Raw genomic sequence first — 18,396 nt, 5'->3', positions numbered from 1 at the left:
AAGGGCCGGGCCGGCTCAGGCCGCGCGCGTTTCGAGGGCGGCCAGGATGGCGCCCAGCCGGCCATTCTGCTCGAGATCAACCGTGACGCCAGCCGCGCTCTTAGCGTTGTCCTCGACGACGCGATAGAAGCCGTGGAACCAGTCAGTTATGTAGGTGTGCCCGAACGATGTGGGCGTCTGGGCGATCGTCCGAGCATCGTAGGTGACCGGTCGGGCCGCGAAGGCGATCCTGTCCCCGCCCTCCTCCTGAATCGAGGGACGCTCGCCGGCCGGAGGGACAAGGTTGAACCCCAGGTCGCCGCTCAGCCGATTCAGGCGCGTGGCCGCGATCAGGGCGAGCTTGGCGGTCGACTGTTCGGCGCGCTCCACCGTGGCGAGTGCCCGCAGGTCGGCCGCGATCGCTGCCTCGACGTCGGCGCGGCGCGCCAGGGTGATCAGCTCGCCTACGACGATCTCCATCACGGCTACGGGCACGCGGAAGCGTCGCGCAAAATCCTCGGATTCGATGCTGCGGCGCATGTACCCGATCCAGGCCGAGATCGCGGCGCGGGCTAGCCCACGCTCACGGTCGACCGCTGGGGCCGGCGAGCGGCTAGTCGGCGGCGCACCGGGCCGCACGATCACACCGGGCCGAGCGACGCGCGAGACGGCGGCGGGAGCCGTTCCCTCGCCCGGTTGCGACGCTGCTCCGTGAAGTGCGTCGGTGAGTGCGGCGACATCGACGAGGAGCGTCCGCAGCAGCGAGCCGAAGCTGCCGGCTCCCACCACCTCGTCGAGGGCGTCGAACACGTGGCCGGCCACCTCCCGTCTTTCGGCGAGCCGCGTCTCGATGTCGAGGGCGACGTGAAAGCGGCCCAGGCGCTCGCGCAGTTCGCCCCGCAACGCGTCGAGTCTCGAGGCGATCTGCTTAGCCTTCAGCTCCGGACGGCAGACCTGCGCGAGATTCTCGACAAGATAGCTTACGCCGCCGTCGTTGAGCCGAAGCGCCTCGTCGAAGGCCCGGCCCGGGTCCTGGAAGTGGGCAGAGGCCTCGGGCAGGGCCACGAAGCCGGCGCGCAGCTCGGCGATCCGCGCCTGCTTCTCGGGCAAGAACGCGACCTCGCGTCTGCCATCGTAGCGGATCACCGACTCGGCGGGATAGTTGGGATTGCGGAACCAAAAGGCATTGCGAAACGCTGCGCCGGGCGTCCATTGGTGTGGCCATGTATGGGCCTTGCCGAAGAAACCGAGGAGCGAGGCCTCGATCCGGTTTCGAAAACGCAGGCCCGCATCCTGACCGGCATCGCCCGCCTTGTCGACGAAGTGGCTGTCGAACCACGTCATCACCAGGAAGAGAAGGTTGGGCAATTGCGCCCGCGCTTCCGGGCTCGCGCCATGCGTGAGCGCGATCCAGCGCTCGACGAGGTCAGGAAGCGTGACGACCTCTTGGTTCGAGGGCCGGATACAGAGCAGCATCGCCGTCAGTTCCTGCTCGGCCACGTAGCGGTCGAATAGGTAGGCGACCTTGCCGCGCAGGAAGGTCTCCTTCAGAGCGTCGGGATGCGTCGAGAGGAAGTGGGCAAGATCGATCTTCTGCCGGCTGCGTGCACCGGGGAAGTCGAGTAGGTCGGCCTCCTGCAGGAATGCGCGCGGGCTGTCCGCGATCTCAATGCGCAACTCCGCCGTGATCGCCGCTACCATGGGGCGCGGCAACGGCACCGGGCCGCCCACGGCTCCGTGCACGAGCAGGCTGTCCCCGTAGCCTGACGTGCCGAGACCAGCCAGCGTCGCGACGTCGAGGATGCTGCCCTCGCGCGGCACCAGCGCGCTGAGCGGCGCGAAGATCTCGTCCGGATGACCGAGACGCTCGAGCGCTTCGGCGAGCTCGCGGTAGAGGCGGGTGAAGGCATTGTGACCGCCCCATAGGGGGGCAAACAGGCGGGCGCGACCGTCGAGGTCGAGCCCACCCGCGAGGGTCCGGGCCTCCTCCCAGTATTGTGTGAGGTACTCGAGGGCGCGCGTACCGCGGGCTTGGTCGCTGACGTAGTCCCGCAGGTCGTCGATCTCGGCATCGCTAAAGCGGGCAGCACCCGGGCGCGCCCGGGTCCTCAGCTCGGCAAGCAGGCTGCCGATCTCCTCGGGACGAGCTGCATGCTCTTTCGCCGCGTCCCCGTCGTGCAGGAAGCTGTTGCACAGCACCTTGACCAAATCCGCCTCGGTCAGGATCCGCAGGCGGACAGGCGCGTTTGAGGGCGTCGGCCCTGCGACGGCCCGCGCGCTGAACCGCGTAACGAGACCGGTCGCCTCCTTTTCGCCGATCGGGTTGATCTCGGCCAAGAAATCGACCGGATCGCGTCCGTCGAAGCGCGCCCGCAGGGGTCCATTCTCCGGTCGCGCCAGGACCTCGACCAAGTAGGATTTGCCCGCTTGGCTCGGTCCGAACACCCCAGCGCACATCGGCCGCGACGCCGCCCGACGCAACCGGTCCGCACGATGGGCGACCTTGCGCGCGTAGCGCACGAGATCCGCGCGCTCGCGCCCGACCGTCGCAGTGTTGGTCTCGTCGCTCAGCCAGCGCTCCGCGTCTTGGGCGAGGCGGCTCGTGTCTTGGCAGGATTCGGCTAGTTGCTCGGTCGACATGTTCGCGCGGATCAATCGAGATTTAGGATGCCGGTGTCGAGCCAGTAGCCTTGCTCTGAGACCAGGGTATCGAGCACAAGTTCGACTTTTCGTTTCACGTCGAGACCATCGGCGTCGTAGGCGTCCGTGATTTCGAACTCTTCCTTCATGGATTCTGAACGGATCAAGGCATCGGGGCTGTCGTCGTCGGCACGGCCGTCGCCGCTGCGCTCAAGGGTGATCTCCAGCGGCAGCCGCAGTTGCGTCGCCTCTTGCCCGGCCCGCATGCGCAGACGGTAGAGCGGCGTCGCGATCCAGCGCTCAACCGGGAGCTGGCGATAGCCTAGCCGCATCGGCGCATAGTAGTTCAGCTTGGCTCTCATCGCCGGGCCGCCCTGCCGCAAAGCGGCCGGCGCGTCGAGGTCGATGTCACTGAAGCACAGGCCCGCGTCGCGCAGCTGTCCGCTCAGCTCCATCTCGCCGATGTAGCGGGCGGTCGAGCGCAGGCCGAGGCGGTGCGTGAACAGCGTGAAGTTCGTGAGTTGGCCTTCGGCCAGCGCGCAGAGCATCCCGCCTACCGCCGTCGTAGTCTTGGGATCGCCGATGCGGCGGTTGTCGCGGTCACGGAACGGATACCAGTTTCCAGCCTGATATTGATGTAAGGGAATGATCCGGTCCGGCGAGACCGCCAGCTTGTTGACAAGGAGGTCGACAAAGGCCGAGAGCCGCGACGGGCGACCCGAGAGCAGCACCACGTCAGCATCCAGCGCGTGGATGGCTTCGCAGAGGTTGTCCAGCACGAGATCGAGCACCGAGACGACGCAGACGCCTACGACGTCTGCGCGGCTCTCGAACACGCAATCGATCAGGGAGAAGCCGCTCGCTCCCGCTTGGCGCGCCGGCACTTCCAGGAAATCGAGAATCCGCTGCTGCGGCAGAGCGCGCCGCACGATCCGGCCGCCACGTTCGGGGAAGAATTCCGAGAAGGGACGCACCGTGATCTCTGTCCCCGTTTCGACGTCGCCGAGCATGCGCAGGCCGATGGGCTCCAGCACGCGGGAGACGAACTGGCGCCGCAGGTGCTTCTCCTGCTCGGCCATGTTGGCGCGGTCGCCACCGAACCGCTCGAGAAGGAGTGCATGCGGGTCGGGATGCCCTGCCCGGCGCAGGGCCTCCTCGATCGTCGGCAGCACGAGGCGCTCGATAACGCTCTTGAGAATGTCGTCACCCGCGATGCGAAATCCCTCCCGGAAGTTCTGCACCGGCTTGATCGCGCGGTTTCCCTCCGCGTAGTAGGTCGTGATCATGAGGTCGGTGGTGCCGCCGCCGACATCGATGCTGGCGATGCGAACCGAAGGCTCAGCCCGTGCGCTGGGCTCTGGACACGTGTCAGGCTCGGCGAACGGGCGCGGACGACCGATGAGTCGCAGGAAACCATCAACGGCGCCGCCGAGCTTTTGGGTGATCTCCCCATACAGGTAGACGAACTGAACGCAGCTCGCCTCGTCCCAGGAGACGTGGACTTCGGGCTGCGTGAGCCCCGGTGGCGGATTGTCGGCCCAGCCCATGAGCTGCCAGATCAGCTTGACTGCACCCTCGGCACGTGAGCGCAGCAGGCGCTGCTCCTGTACTGGCATGGCGGGTGGCAGGGTGAGGATGATTCGGCGCAGCTTGCGCGGTGCGTCTTTCGTGCGCCGCCGTTCACGTACACCAGCATTGTTGATCATCGATAAAGCATGGCAGACGACCTCGGCCACCATGAAGGTGAAGAACGAAGAGCGCGAGAAGGTTAGGCGCGAGGCACCGATCCGGTCGTCGGGCTGAACCCGGATGCCATAGCGCTTCTTGTCCGCATCGAGTTGCGCGATGACGTCGCCGCGGCTGTTGACGAACTGCCGGATGGTCCGGTCGATGAGCGGACTGGTGCCGTCAGCGCCGTAATCACGGTCGGGGAAGCGCCACTCCTGGTTCACTGCCCGCACGTCGCAGAGATAACGCTTTGGACTCGAGAGGCCGCCCACCGCCTCCGTGCCCTGGGCGACCTCGCGGAAGCGGCTGGCCTCAGGCCCGACCCGGACTGGGCTCGGCCAGAAGAACGCGCGGGGGCGGGCCGACAGCCGCGAGAGGTGGTCGCGTCCGAACCGGGCATGAGAGAGTTCCACATGGCTCTCGAATGGCTCGGTGTGGGCCTGCTCCGGCTCGGACAGGTCGCGCAGCTGCAACACGAACGAGTTGTTGAGATCGACCCGGTCCTCATTGGGATGGGACTCGATCAGGATGCCGCAGGTGCGGCTGTTGCCGATGTCGAGGATCAGGTCGACATTCACCGGACGGATCGCCGGCAAGGCCGAGACCGTATCCGTCATCCGCACAGTGCGTGGCCGGATCGCCCGCTGGAGATATTCGAGTAGGACGAGATAACGGGCGTGATGCTCGAGCGCATTCGGAAAATCGCTGTCGCGCAGCGGCCTGTCGGGTCTCTGTGCCGCCTTGAATTCACGAAACTGCTCGGACAGCCAGGACGGTACCCATTCCTGAAAGCCGGCGCGCTGGCGTGCTTCCTCGTCCTCCGAGGCGGCACCAAGAAACCATCCGATATCGCGGAAGCGGTACGCGAAGCGGAATTCATGCTCGTTGGCGGCATCGTCGAGGCTTGGTGCCGTGTAGGGACGGTTCGGCCGCCGCTCCAGCAACTCGGTATCGAAGGCGAAGATGACGCGGTGGCTGATCGGACTGTCGGGTGCACGATCGGCGACCTCGACGATCCGCACCCGCGCCCAATTGGTTGGGCCGAGATCGAGTTCCTCGCCGCCCTCGACGCCAGCTTTGACCCGCAGCATTGGGACAGGAGTCCACTTCTCAAGGAAGACCTCGAGCGCGCCTCGCTCGCCGATCGCATACTCGCGATCGGTACCACGGGCGGTCTCGATCTCCTCGCCGCCCGGGTCGGTCTCATCCCAGGCCGGAAGAAGCCGATAGGTCCGGCGCCCGTTTTCATGCGGCCCGTCTGCTACCTCGCGCTCGATAAAGCGGCGAGACAGACGGCCGATTGTGTCGATGTTGAAGGCATACTCAACGAACTGCACTCCACTATGCGGCACAAGCCTAATGGTAGGGCCGAACGGAACGGGGTCGACGAACATTGCTGTGGTACAATCTTTGAAGGTCGGCACCGACTCAGGTTTGCGGGATTAGGGCACGGATACCGTTCCGGCCGAGGCCGGCAGGGAGGTGTCGAAGGTCAGGACGCCCTGACCGACACGTGCGGCCGAAATCCGCCCGCTCCCCTCCTGCACGATCTGCCCGTGCCGCGAAAGGACCACTTTGAACGGCACCTCCGGGCGGAGCTCGCCGTGTCGTTCGTACAAACTGACCTCGACAGCGTAGCGTCCCCCGGGCGTCGGTGCCTCGTCCCAGATGATGTGCTCGACTGGCCGGCTCGTGCTGGTTCCGCCACCCCGATTTTGGTCGGCAACCAAACGCCCGCCACAGGCAGCGCGCTGCTTGAAGTGGATACGAGTTCGATCCGGACAGATGACCTGAAGATCAAGGTCGGCCGGTCCCTCCCATGCGAGCGTCAACTCGAGGCCCTGCCCGCGCTCGATGCCCTCCAGGCGGTGCTCTACCTCCGCGGGGATCGGGCGCAACGTCTCGACCGCGGCGCGGCGCAGACCCGACGCGGGAGCCGGACAACTCGTGTCGCAGGCCAGAGCCCGGCGCGTCAGTGCGAGTTCGGCCGCGTGGATCTCTCCCTCGGCGGCGCGGATGCCGGCCAGCACGGAGGTCTCGGCCGGGTCCAGGATCATAGATGCCACGGGGCAGTGATCCGGCAGAACACTCCGAAGCCATGCGGGCCAGCTGTCGTCGCCCACGGCGCAGGCCTGGAGCAGACGGTCGGCCAAAATCGCGCAGAGCAGGGCGAATAGCAGCCACAGGACAGGCGCGTACCGGCCAACACGGCTCCCCGAGCGCTCGACGGCGCGGCTGGGTTGGCGCCGCTCCGCGGCCGCTACCGGTTCCGCCGATCGGAGCACGGGCTTCGAAGCCGCAGGAATGAGGGGCGCGACGGCGCTGGCCGTGATCGCAGCCGCCCGATCGGCAATCATCCCGTCTGCCCGCGCGTGCCGGTAGCCCCATGCCACGAGCACCGGCTGCCCGTCGACCGACCAGAGATGATCCTCGTCGGGGACGATCAGCGCGTCGCGGAGTAGCCGAGCGAGATCACGTGAGGCTTCGCCCTCCCGCTCCAGGGAGTCGGCGAAGCGCGCGATCTCACCCGTCAGGCGAGCCGCCGCATGACGCAGAGCTTCGGCGGCGGTGGGCTCAAGCTGCATGACGGCGTGCGCCTCGCCATCAACCGCGGCGAACCAAGCGAGGCCGGCGCGGCCGGTGCCTGCCGTCGTGACAGGCACGGGTTCGGCGAACAAATGTGCGTGAGCGGGACTGAGGCGCCGCGCCAGCAGGTCGATGAGCTGCTCGAACTGCTGAGCGAGCTTTGGATTGACCGCGTCCAGTTCCTGGCGCGGCGTCTCGGTTAGCTTGGTGGTTGCCGACATCGGAGCGTCGCCCTCAGCGTGCCGGCGGACGGGCGTCGCTGCCCGGTGGAGGTGCGGTGCGTGGAGGAGCGGGCGAACGCGGCGTCGGCGCAGCCTGAACGGGCGCCTCTGCGGCTGCCCCCGGCACGGGATCGGGCGGGGCCGCAGCGGCCGTGACCGCCTCGCGCGGGGCAGTCTGTAGCTCGCAAGCCTTGGTTTCGACGAGCGCGGTCAGTCCAGCAGACCGGAGAAAGCCCGCGAGCCCGTCGGCGCCGAGCGCGTATCGCGCGGTGACGGGTAGCCGATCGTCGGTGCGACCAAAGCTGTTCACGCCGACGACCCGCCCGCAATAGTCAACGAGCGGCCCTCCGCTATTGCCTGGCGCGATCTCGGCGCCGTGCAGCACCAACGTGACCGCGGCCTCCTCGTAGCGCTGCAGGTGGTTAATCACGCCGGTCTGGAAGACGGGTTCGAGGTCGCGGCCAGCGCTCGCATCACCCTCCCTCAAGCGTGCGAAGGTCGGATCCGTGCCAAGATAGAGGCCTGGAAACCCGGCGGCGACCACGGGCGTCAGCGGCCGGCTGGGGGTAGCCAATGCAAGGGGGCGGACACTGCTCTGACGGGCCACCCGCAGCAGCGCAAAATCCTCGAGCGTCCCCGCTCCACCGATCCGGACAAGGGCAGCCTGGACCACACCCACGTGCCGCCCTGCGATCAATAGGGACTGGGCGTTCTCCACCACATGACGGTTCGTGACCACCATATCATCGGTGACGAAGAAGCCCGAACCGGTCACCTCGCCCGCCAGAACAAGTACAGTGCCTCGCTCGAGTTGATCGACGAGACCCGCGCCGCTCGGCGGTGTCGTGGGTCCCGGCGCTGGTGTCGAGGCGGGGGGATCGATTGCCGCACTTGCCCGAGAGTGTGTCAGGTCGCCGGGAGTGAGGCTCACGCCCGCGGGACTTTGAGGGACTAGGTTCGGCAACTCCGTCCGCAGGTGCGGGCAGGCAAACCGGCCGGCCGCGGCGAGTACGTCGCGCCGGCGACGGAGGCTGTCCAGCCACGCTGCCTGCATGGCCCGCACCTCGCCCGATGTCGCATGCGGCGCCATAGGAAAGAGCAGGACGCCCGGAATGCAGGAGAGCGCGAGAAGGCAGCCGGCGATTGCCGTAGCAACGACAGGCGTCCGTCCCGTTCCGATACGCGGCTGCGGGGGCGTCGCCCGAGGAGCTGTTACATCCTCCAACCTGGCCGAGGAAACCGACGGCCTGAAATGGACAACCCAATCCTCACGCCCGATCGGGGGCGCGGGTAGGCCATCCGGCAGCAGAGAATTGAGAACTTCCGCGTGATGGCGGGCGCGCGCGCTCTCGTCCTTGACGAGGCCAATAGGAAGCAGCCCCCAATCAATTAAGAGCGGGTCATCCCCGACTGCGAGGATCGCTAGCGGAGACGCGAGATTGAGGCATGCCGCGACGAACGGTCCATCATTGGGATCGCGCAGGACCGGCTCGATCTCGGATAATGTGCTCTGGATTCGACAGCGCAGGTCGGCTGCCCGGTCGGGATCGAGGTCTAGAAGCGGCCGGATGTGACCGTCGAGGGCGGTGTACCAGTCAATGCGGGCGGGGGCAGAGCCGTTGCTGCGCGACAGGACGGGCTCGGCGAAGAGCGCCGCCGCGCCATCTCCGCCACGCTGACGGAGGATACGACGGAGCCGCTCATGGTCCTCGACGACCGCACGGTCGTCTATCCTCATCTCATCAAGGCCGGCAAGGACGCGACTGCCGACGAAGCGCAAGCCCTCGGTCATCGCAGCACACCGTGTCTATGGTCGCGGCAGGCGGTGTCCTTAATCACAGATCGCGCCCGTACCGGTGCCGTCGAGCTCCAATCGCATCAGGGCGTCGCGCGCCTTGGCCGTGCCACGCTGGGCCGCCTTGACATACCACGCCTTCGCCAGGGCGCCGTCGGGGGCACCGCCGAGGCCGTTGTCGAGGGCGGTGGCGTAGCAGTACATCCCCTCAGGGATGCCCGCCTCGGCCGCAGCCCGGAACCATGCCCTCGCCTTGGCGTCGTTTTTCTCAAAGCGCCGTCCTTGCCGATACAGGATGCCGATATTGACCTTGGCGGCACCGCTCCCGAGCTCAGCGGCCTGCAGATAGGCCCGGTAGGCCTCCGGATTTGCTCCCTGCCGGTCGTAGGCGCGACCGAGCTGGAAGCTTAGGCGCCGAAGGCGAGGCGCGACGGCGACAGCTTCGCGGCAGGCCGCAATTGCCGGAGCGGCGCGCAAATCCCGGAAAGCAACAGTACGCTGCAGGTCCGGCGCATCCGGATCCCAAGACGCGCTCGCCAATCTGTCACATGCCGCCACGGCATCGCCGGCTCTGGAGCCGTCCCTCGCGAGCGCCGCGCCACCATCCGCTATAAGAACGGTCAAGCCGGCTCCGCAGCTGAGAAGCAGAGCCGTCGTCACTGTGACGCTGAAACCCGACAAGGACATGGTACCGGTCAACAATGCACAAGCCACTCGTCTTGCAGCGTCGGAAATGAGCCGTCATTTTCCAACCTTGAGTGCTCGCTGGGAAGTCCTAAGGTGGAGAAGCGTGGCCTCAGGAGAAAAGCAATCAGTGGGTGTCTCGGGGCTGCAACACCCGCTGTCTCATCTGCCGCTCTCCGCCATCAAACGTCTACGTCAAGTTTCCTATCTCGGGATAGCATGAAACCGACAACGTGTGATCGAGAAACATGCCGCCTCCGTCCTCTCAAAGCCGGTAGTCGATTGCCTTAGCAAGCAATTTTCTGCCCCGATGCGTTCGGAAAGGAGGTGCGATATGCTCAGCGCGCTCGGTGGATACGTAGTATTATAAAAATTTTTTGTCAAAATGCTCATTGTTTCCCCTGCGGTACTGCCAATGAATTAGATGGCAGGACAGGATGCCGTGCCGAAGCACTCCTCTAGGGTTATGGTAGCGATCAGACCCCTGCCATCGGAGGTAACTGCCAAGGTGCCAGCAACCCAATAGGCGTCCGTCAACCGTTCAAACTACGTAGCAATTGGTAACATTGCATCATAAAAGCGCATGCCTTAGCGAAACTTCTATTGAGTCGTACTTCACAAGATCGTGAATTCAGCTAATTTATTTGTCAGGCCCTGGTTTGGCCTTCACAGGACGACTTGAATCTAGTTGGATCCGCATTCTACGAGAGATGTGCTTCATTTCGATGTGGTGAACCGAGTCTGGTCCGGTCAGGAGTTGCGGAATGAGTCGTTCCAGGTTTATTTCTCTTGTCGCTGTGGCTGCTTTGCTTGCGGGGACCTTGCACTCGCCGAAGGCATCTGCCGGGTCTTTGGACGGACTTGCCGGCGCCGCGGTAGGCTTCGCCCTCGGCGCGATGGTAGCTGGCTCGCGACCAGCTTACGGCCGTCCGCGGATGGCGCGGCGTTCCGCCCATGCACCGCGACGGGCGCGCGGGCACTACGCGGCGGGGTCGAGCCGGCGCTCTAGCAGGCCACATGCCGGAGCCACGATCAGCGCGGCCTCCGATCCCTTCGCCTCCTCGGCCTCGCCCAGGCCCATTCCCGTGAGTGGGCGCTGATTCTTCGGCTTAACATGGAGAGCGCGATGCGGATGTCGCTGCGAGCACTTCTAGGCGCCGCCGGCCTGGCGCTCTACTGCGTTATGCCTCTGCGGGTCGCATCGGCCGCTCCAGTGCTCAGCATCGACAGGTCGCTCGGAAAAGTATCTGGCTGGTCACTCGGCATGAGCAAGTCGTTGAATGGCTGCGTCGCTGCTGCAACCTATCAGGACGAGACGACGGTCTGGATGGGCTTCGAAGGTGACAAGGACGAAGCCTTCCTCGCCTTCACCAATCCGCGCTGGAGATCCATCGAAATCAATCGTGCCTACCAACTCGTCATGCTGACAGGGCGCGGTCGTTGGAAGGGCCAGTTCTTCGGCGTGGAGCGAACCGCCGAGAAGGGGCTTTTCGCATCTGGGCTGAAGAAGAGCTTCGTACTCGACTTGGCCCGCGCTGGTGGCTTGAACATCCTTTTCGAGCGTAAATCGATTGCTCGTCTCTCGCTGTCCGGCTCCTCTGACGCACTGAGCGCGATGGTGGATTGCCAGAAGTCCGTCGTCGAGGCGAGGGCCTCGCCGGAGGCGCCGCACGACACACCGAGCGGGAGCGACAAGAAAAAGGACAGGGTCAGCCTCGGCACCGGCTTTTTCGTCTCGGACCAGGGCCACGTCCTCACGAACAATCACGTGATCAAGGACTGCACGGAAATCGCGGTCGCGAAGGTGGGGATGCCGAGCATGCCAGCCCGGCTCGTCGTAGCGGACGCCACGAACGATCTCGCCGTCCTCGCGACAGATCATAAGGATCCGGTGGTGCCGGCTCTCGGCCTCCGACCCCGCGTCGGCGAGAACATCTACGTTTACGGTTTCCCGCTCGGATCGATGCTCGCGGCCTCCGGAAATTTCACCGTTGGCAACGTCACGGCTGTAGCCGGGCAGAATGATGACTCACGTCATCTGCAGATCTCAGCCCCGATTCAGCCTGGGAACAGTGGTGGGCCATTAATGGACCAGTACGGCTCTGTTGTCGGCGTGATTGTATCACGCATCGGCGACCTCTATGTCGCTCAGCAAACCGATATGCTCCCGCAGAACATCAACTTCGCCATCAAATCGTCCGTTGCTCTCGGGTTCCTTGATGCGAACGGCATTCCGCCGGCCGTTGGGACAAAGAGTTCGGGCCCGATGGATGCCGCGACGGTTGCGGAGCAGGCACGGCTCTTCACGCTACGGGTGGTTTGCTACCGCCATTGATCGCGAGCTTCCTGATGCGGACGCGCCCCGATTCTTCATCAGCCAGCGCTACCAAGATTTGGTAAGGCGGCCGATCTCGCTCCCGTGTACACCACAAGCATGTCAAGAACCGCCCTTACGAGCGTTGACCTTGACATTCCGGCAGATTCCGGGCATATTCTCCTAAGCATTAAGACGAGAGCTGGCCTCTCACCAACCTGCCCCTCGGCGGCAAGGTGGTTCCACGACAGTGGGATGCGGCTGACCTGAGTCAGCAAGAGTAGCCGGAAGCGCCAGCCTTCCAGAACGGACCGGAATGGAGGCGCTGATGTCTGGCCGCACGCCCTTGGCTGAACTCATCCAGAGCCGGATGCGGGAGCTTGCCCTGACCAACGAAGTTTTGGGCCGCCGCCTTGGCTACTCGAACCCGGCCAAGGCTGCGGGGCGGGTGTACGCCCTGTGCAATGGCCTGCCGTTCAGTGCGAAGAGCCGCTTTGCCCTTTGGCGGCTGCCGGAGGCGCTCGAGCTTCCGGCGGACGTGGTCGTGCAGGCTATTGCCAAGACAGAGCGACTTTTCGCCGAATGGGAGCGCGAAGCTGAGGAACAGCGTCGTCGCGCGCGTGAGGCTGAGGATACCGCTTGGAGAGCAAGCTTCTGTCCGCATGCCGTGATCCAGACGGAGTACACGGTGCCCACGCAGATCTGCATCTGTGCTTTACGGGCGGGGCGAGACGCTGGCTGATGATCGCCTTCGATCAGTCCCGCTCGCCGCTCACGTTCATTCGGCAGGCCGTGGACGCTCTGCCCGAGAAGACGATGCCTCGCTCGGACGGCGGTCGGCACGTGATGTTCTTCGGCAAGGCGCTGGGGCTGATCATCAACTACTCACCGGACTCGGCCCTGCGCTGCTCTCTCGATGGCCAGCCGCTGGAGTTCTTGAAGAAGGCCTACCGGCCCGGCGAGGTCAGCTTGTCCTTCGGCGGCCCGCCCCTATCGCCGGCCGCCGTCTCACGAGTGCTGGGCGGTGATTGAGCAGCGCGAGCGGCAATCCATGAGCCGCATTCAAGGAGCGATAGAAATGTGGATCTGCCTCACTGATTCCTTTGTGTCAGTCGTACAGGACGGGAATGATTTGAACCGGATGGTCGTCAGGGGGCGGCGAAAGGAACACCTTCAGGCGCTATTCCCGGAGCGCGAGATCTTGCTGACGCCCGATGCCGACTATGTGGCCCGGATATTGGTGACGCGGGAGGAGTTCGCTTCGTTGGTCAATCGGCGTATCACTGAAATTACGTACGACAACTTCAAGGGTAGTGTCGCCGATCCAGCGCTGCACGATCTTTACGCCGACTTCTGGAGCCTACATCGGCGGTACCAAGAGAATGGAGGTCAGCGGGATCGGTCCGGACATTTCGCATGGGGGCCGGGTGATATCCAGTTCACACCAAAGGTTTGAAGCCTTGCGAGGGCGATGAATGCAAGGCTTTCGACAAAGATTTCTGGCGGTAGATCGTCCCGCTGAACGCCTCTTCGTGAACATCGGAAAATATGGAGGACGGTATGTGGGCTGTCACCAAACTGATCCTCAGATCTATGTTCTACTATACGTTGGTGAAGAGCCTCGGTCCTATCGGGTTCATCATCGCTAAGAGGCACAGCCGAGATCCGGACGAATGAATACGACTTGGCCACTCCTGCGCGCGTGGTCTTTCAATAGCGGGAGGCGGCTATGGACCCCGATACTATAGGTGCCATTCTAATCTATGGTTCTATCTTCGCTGTGATATGTTTCTGCTGGATACGATCTGCTACCAAGAAAGCACAAAGGAAAGAGGCCGAACGTCAAAGACAGCAAGCTGCGTCAAGGAGTATCATCAGAGAAATTGAACAGGGGTGCAGAAACACCAGCCAAGAAAACGCAGTACTCGCCCTGGACCTGACGCGAAGGTTCATTAAAGCGAGCTACGATTCTCCCACGGAGATCCTTGAGCGTTTTACCCAGCATGGGCAGTTTGCAGCCGCCGCATTCCTGAAGGTCGCGCATGAAGATCTGCCCGGCCTGGAGTGGCAAAGAGTTGAGGATCGCCGGGAGGCCAAGAGACGGGCGGCGGCTGAAGCACAAGCCGATCTTCTTGCTGTCGCAGCCCAGGTCGCAAACAACGCTGCGGATGAGCGTAATAGGAAGGCTATAGAGGCGGCGGATCGCAGGCAGGACGAGGATTGGCGCCGAAGGGAGTCTGAACGTGGCAGGGCAGAGCACGAGAGGCACTTGACCAGATACTGAGTCTCACTTCCTGTTGAACATCTCCCTTATAGATTTGCCGTGATCCCAGCCCTGGAGCTTCCAGCGCGCGTGGTGACGCAGGCCATCGCTGATACTGAGCGGCTCATTGCCGAGCGGGAGCGCGAGACCGAGGAAGAGCATCGGCTCACGCAGGAGGCTGAAGATACCGCTTGGAGGGCGAGCTTCCGCTCACACGCCGTGATCCAGACCGATTACACGGTGCCGACCCAGATCATCTTCTGCGGGCTCATCGGTGGAGCGGGACCGAGGTTGATAATCCCCTTCGATCTGTCGCAGCCGCCGGTCACCTACGTCCAGCAGGCCGTGGATGCCGTGCCTAAGATGACGATGCCTCGCTCGAACGGAGGGCGGCACGTGATTTTCTTCGGCAAGGCGCCGGGCCTGATCGTCATCCTAACGCGCTCGCGGCGGCCCCGATGGCCCGCCGCTTTCGTCCGTGAGGTCAGCCGGGATGCTCGGCAAGCCGCTCCCTGCGGGGCGGTGATGGGGTCGGGCGCAAATTCAACACCGTGTTGGATTTGCCGGGGCAGCAATCAGAGCGGGTTGCGGTCCCACCGCCCGCGACGCGCGCCCTTGGCGCATTGGCAGGTGGCTGCCTCACGGAGGCGGCGACGAGACCGCGACCTTAGCGGCGAAGCTCGCCTCAAGGTTGACGACGAACCGGATTGGGCAGATCGGATCCCGACTCGCTTCCGGTACTTCGAAGACCGTCACATGCTCGAACGTGCGACGCTTGAGCACGATGGCTACAAGGACTTCTTCCGCGAGAGTCAGGAGACTATCCATTGCGGTGTCCATGTCACTTAGAATGTCCTGCTCAGGTTTGCCCGTTCTCTGCCATGTCGGCCTTACCCATCCATCGCCATCCGGATGGAGTCGTACGTTCCTGATCGTTAGGGTTCCTGACCTGTCAGCGGGATGCTCGACCGCGTTCCGCATTTTGACGAGTTCGGTGACCCAATTTGCCTCCGCTTTGAGCATGGCTGTTAGATTGTCGTCGGGCCCAAACGTTGATTCTGCCCATTTGCCTACGTCGCTGTAGCCTCTTCCCTTAACGTCGGCCAAATCGCTAGCATCCTTTGGCTCATACCCATATGTAAGCTGGAAGACTGTTAGAAGATCGCGAAGAAATTTCTTTACGTCGACCAAGAAGCCTTCCGCGATACCGTCCAGACCTGAGACATGCGGAACTTCCCGCACCCGCGGATCCTTATGCTGACCAACCTCTTCAACGCTTTTGGCGAGTCTCTCGAAGAGAGTGTCACGATGCTCATGGCAGCGGAGCAGGTGCTCCGTTAGACTGAGCATATAGAGCTTGCCAATTTCGTCACGAACTTCGGCCTCTACGTCGAGCCACTTAAGCAGCTCGCCTGATTGGAGGCTGAGGCGCGCCATCACTGGGTGGCGGGTACCAACGTTCGCAAGCTTGCGGAATTCAAAGGGCATGCTGACCTCAACTTGTCAGCATCCAGGTACCAGAACCGGAAGTGGGTTGTTACTCGTAGGAGCGGGCCACCGCATAGCCGCGGATAGTGGCCGCCCGGAGCATGAACTGCTCCAAGGCGTCGAGCTGGAACGGCTCACTCATCGGACGCCGAGGGACTTGTGCGTCTGGACCGAGGTCCTCCACCCGTTCCGGGTCGCGGCGTCGACGCAGAGCGCGGTCGCCTTCGCAGACTGCGAGAGCGGCTGGAGCCAGACCCGCTTGCCGTAGAAGCGGTACTCGGCCAGGGGCTCGCGCAGGCGCTCGGCGTCAGCGGGCTTACCCACCGGCATTTTGATCTCGTCGTCGCGCAGCACCGCATCGCGCCGCACCGTCAGGCCGCCCGGCATGCCGATCTTCGGGGACAGGGTGACGTAGGCGCGGGGATCGATCCGGATCTCGGCGGTGCCGCTCGTCTCGAGCTGAACGCTGCGCCCGCCGTTCAGCAGCTCGCGGGAGAGCGCCGTCAAGTCGTGCATCGCAGGCTCGCCGCCCGTGATGACAACGTGCCGTGCCTCGGTGGTCGCCAGTATGCAGGCCGCGAGGTGCGCCGGCTCGAGGTTCGCGTAGGTGGGCGCGTCCTGGGTCTTGGCTGCCATCACGGCGGCATCGACCACGTTGGCCGGGTCGATGGCCCACGTATGGCGCGTGTCGCACCAAGGACACCCGACGTTGCAGCCCTGGAGGCGCACGAACACGGCCGGCGTTCCGGCCCACGAGGCTTCGCCCTGGACCGTCTCGAAGACCTCAGATACGGGCAGCATTAGGCGTCTCGCAGGCGGATCGCGGAGTTGCCGGCGTGCTCCCTCACCTCGACCAGCGCGGTACGGACGCGCGGAGCGTAACCGGCCTCGGCCAGAAACTGATTGGCGCGTTCGAAGACGAGGTCGGCGAACGCCTCGCAGCCCACGGCCGGCACCGTCACCATCGTGATGACCCCAGCATCGTCCAGGGCCTCGAAGGTCTTCCGCTCGGGGTTGTACAGCGCGATGAGCGTCTAGTGTGTGGTTTGCGTCAATGCGTCAGACGTGTCCGGGTTGCGGATGCTTATGTCGGAGCGCCTCGTTTGCGCCACTCAGGCAACCCCCGTGAGGCGGCGCGTGTCGTCCGCTACGATCTCCCAGTAACGGACAACGACTTGGTCGAGCGTGCCGCCGGTGAGCAGCGTGTTGGTGGCCTCGATCGCGGCCAAGACCTTCTCGTCGACCGTTGACTGGGTGTCGGAAATTAGTCGGGCTGCAGATATCGCTTCAACATGACGACGAACTGGTGCTTCTCGTGCGCCAGACACACGCCCTCTATTTTAGAGCTGTATCGGAGCGCTTCGCGCGAGCAGCTCTGATCTTTTCAGCCATTTCGGCATCAAGCTTGTGCTCAAGGCCAGCTATAAGCCAGTCGAGAGACACCCCAAAGACCCGCAAGATGGCAACGGCCTCCTCCATTTGGGGCTGCTACTGCTCCCGCTGAGCCAGCCCCAGGTGATCTGAAACGGAGCGAGCGGCCCACTTCTCGATGCTGACCACACCGGCTGGCACGCACCTGTCCGTGGACAGCTTCAGAATCATAGCGGCAGCAGATGGATCGAGGTCGTTCTCGCTCGGGGGCCTTTCATCGTTTGAGCTGCCTGGGCGTGCAGAGCCAGCCTATGGTGGGATGACAGAGCGTGCTTATCTACCCGTCCATCGGCAGGAGGGCTTCACGTTGATCCGACCATCCGCGTCCATCTCCATCCTCGCCTTGATGGCCCTCATTGCCGGGACGGCTGTTGCCGCGGACGGGATGAACGTCCGCGCGAGTTCCGGCACCGTCACGGAGACCGTGAACCGGCTGAGTGCCGCGATTGAGAAAGGGGGTGCAAGAGTGGTCTCGATCGTTGATCACGCTGCAAACGCGCAATCGATCGGTAGCCGGCTGCCAGAAACACGCGTGGTGATCTTCGGCAATCCGAAGCTCGGCACGCCGTTGATTCTAAAGAACCCGGATGTCGCTATCGAGCTGCCGCAGAAGATGCTGGTTTGGCGCGATGGTGAGGTGACAAAGGTCGCCTACATCGAGCCTACTGAGATGGCGCGTCGCTACGGGATCGATCCATGCGATGACACCATCAAGGCAATGGCAGCGGCCATGGATCGACTTGCTGGTGCGGCAGCCCGCGCTGATTAGGAGAACCTATAGAGGCCGGCGCAGGGCCAATGGAGCAGCGTTTCTCGCCAACCCCGATCCCGGCCTTGTTCTGATCGGCGAGTACGAGATGGACGTTGCAGCCGCTGCGGCCGCGCGCCCTCACACCGTGAAGGCGTTACAGGCTGGGACATCAGGAGTTGCGGCCCGCCGAGCTGCCGTGCGCACCGCTATTCTCCTGGCACAGCTCCGGAGGCGGTAGCGGAACTCCCGCCGGCCGCTCCGCACCTGGGTGGAGACACGGGCGTAGCCGACGAGCATGTCAGGATAGGGGCCCAGCCGCCTTTTCCTGTCAGTAGTTTTCCAGTCACGGTTTCCTGACACAAACGGGGCCGTTTGCGAGGGCTCGCGAGGCGCTCCTCGCGGGTGGCAGGGAAACGGGTCGGACACTGCTGGCGATTTCGACAGCTATGTCGCGAGCGCTTTGAAGCGTGAGGTGCGCGTGGGGGCCAGCGGCCGCAGCGAGAACCAGGCGGCGAG

At 64.0% G+C, this 18,396-nt stretch carries 14 protein-coding genes and 1 riboswitch; of the genes, 6 read left to right on the top strand and 8 right to left on the bottom strand.

The genetic code is table 11. The features are described 5' to 3' along the window. Window positions 1–15 precede the first annotated feature (15 nt). From WDW90_RS23985 to WDW90_RS23965, 5 genes are read right to left on the bottom strand one after another with little or no spacing between them, the layout of a single operon-like run. A complete protein-coding gene (locus tag WDW90_RS23985; protein ID WP_336489987.1) occupies window positions 16–2,619 on the bottom strand; it encodes a virulence factor SrfC family protein in 2,604 nt (867 codons plus the stop codon). Between the two features lie 11 nt (window positions 2,620–2,630). Beyond that, entirely contained in the window at window positions 2,631–5,741 is a 3,111-nt protein-coding gene (locus tag WDW90_RS23980) for a virulence factor SrfB (RefSeq protein WP_336489986.1), read from the bottom strand. Between the two features lie 48 nt (window positions 5,742–5,789). After that, complete coding sequence (locus WDW90_RS23975) at window positions 5,790–7,154, bottom strand: DUF2135 domain-containing protein (protein ID WP_336489985.1); 1,365 nt, start codon at window positions 7,152–7,154, stop codon at window positions 5,790–5,792. Between the two features lie 13 nt (window positions 7,155–7,167). Beyond that, entirely contained in the window at window positions 7,168–8,946 is a 1,779-nt protein-coding gene (locus WDW90_RS23970) for a trypsin-like peptidase domain-containing protein (protein ID WP_336489983.1), read from the bottom strand. Between the two features lie 39 nt (window positions 8,947–8,985). Beyond that, window positions 8,986–9,489, bottom strand: a complete 504-nt coding sequence (locus WDW90_RS23965; protein WP_336489982.1) for a tetratricopeptide repeat protein — start codon at window positions 9,487–9,489, stop codon at window positions 8,986–8,988. 1,270 nt (window positions 9,490–10,759) lie between these two features. Here WDW90_RS23965 and WDW90_RS23960 point away from each other — a divergent pair. The 5 genes from WDW90_RS23960 (at window position 10,760) to WDW90_RS23940 (ending at window position 14,231) form a co-directional block, all read left to right on the top strand. Beyond that, window positions 10,760–11,968, top strand: a complete 1,209-nt coding sequence (locus tag WDW90_RS23960) for a S1C family serine protease (RefSeq protein WP_336489981.1) — start codon at window positions 10,760–10,762, stop codon at window positions 11,966–11,968. Between the two features lie 161 nt (window positions 11,969–12,129). Next, window positions 12,130–12,239: riboswitch (SAM-I-IV-variant riboswitch) on the top strand. Window positions 12,240–12,275: 36 nt separating this feature from the next. Beyond that, the gene (locus WDW90_RS23955) at window positions 12,276–12,689 is read left to right on the top strand and encodes a hypothetical protein (RefSeq protein WP_336489980.1); all 414 of its coding nucleotides are present in this window, start codon (window positions 12,276–12,278) and stop codon (window positions 12,687–12,689) included. Then, on the top strand, window positions 12,689–12,979 hold the full coding sequence (locus WDW90_RS23950; RefSeq protein WP_336489979.1) for a hypothetical protein: 291 nt from the start codon (window positions 12,689–12,691) through the stop codon (window positions 12,977–12,979). The genes WDW90_RS23955 and WDW90_RS23950 overlap by 1 nt, the downstream gene beginning before the upstream one ends. Then, window positions 12,972–13,403: a hypothetical protein gene (locus WDW90_RS23945; protein WP_336489977.1), complete on the top strand. Its 432-nt coding sequence runs from the start codon at window positions 12,972–12,974 to the stop codon at window positions 13,401–13,403. The genes WDW90_RS23950 and WDW90_RS23945 overlap by 8 nt, the downstream gene beginning before the upstream one ends. 273 nt (window positions 13,404–13,676) lie before the next feature. After that, entirely contained in the window at window positions 13,677–14,231 is a 555-nt protein-coding gene (locus tag WDW90_RS23940) for a hypothetical protein (RefSeq protein WP_336489975.1), read from the top strand. A gap of 618 nt (window positions 14,232–14,849) precedes the next feature. Here WDW90_RS23940 and WDW90_RS23935 read toward each other — a convergent pair. From WDW90_RS23935 to WDW90_RS23925, 3 genes are all read right to left on the bottom strand, one after another. Beyond that, window positions 14,850–15,698: a hypothetical protein gene (locus WDW90_RS23935; RefSeq protein ID WP_336489974.1), complete on the bottom strand. Its 849-nt coding sequence runs from the start codon at window positions 15,696–15,698 to the stop codon at window positions 14,850–14,852. A gap of 138 nt (window positions 15,699–15,836) precedes the next feature. Further along, window positions 15,837–16,499, bottom strand: a complete 663-nt coding sequence (queE, locus tag WDW90_RS23930) for a 7-carboxy-7-deazaguanine synthase QueE (RefSeq protein ID WP_336489973.1) — start codon at window positions 16,497–16,499, stop codon at window positions 15,837–15,839. After that, window positions 16,499–16,663, bottom strand: a complete 165-nt coding sequence (locus WDW90_RS23925) for a hypothetical protein (RefSeq protein WP_336489972.1) — start codon at window positions 16,661–16,663, stop codon at window positions 16,499–16,501. Before WDW90_RS23925 ends, queE begins: the two co-directional genes overlap by 1 nt. Window positions 16,664–17,436: 773 nt before the next feature. Between WDW90_RS23925 and WDW90_RS23920 the strand changes: the two genes are divergently transcribed. Next, a complete protein-coding gene (locus tag WDW90_RS23920; protein ID WP_336489971.1) occupies window positions 17,437–17,898 on the top strand; it encodes a DUF302 domain-containing protein in 462 nt (153 codons plus the stop codon). Window positions 17,899–18,396 lie beyond the last annotated feature (498 nt).

The sequence above is a fragment of the Methylobacterium nigriterrae genome (assembly GCF_037106235.1).
GTDB lineage: Bacteria > Pseudomonadota > Alphaproteobacteria > Rhizobiales > Beijerinckiaceae > Methylobacterium > Methylobacterium nigriterrae.
The sequence above is the reverse complement of the archived record's forward strand: the minus strand, read 5'-3'. Positions and strand labels throughout refer to the sequence as shown.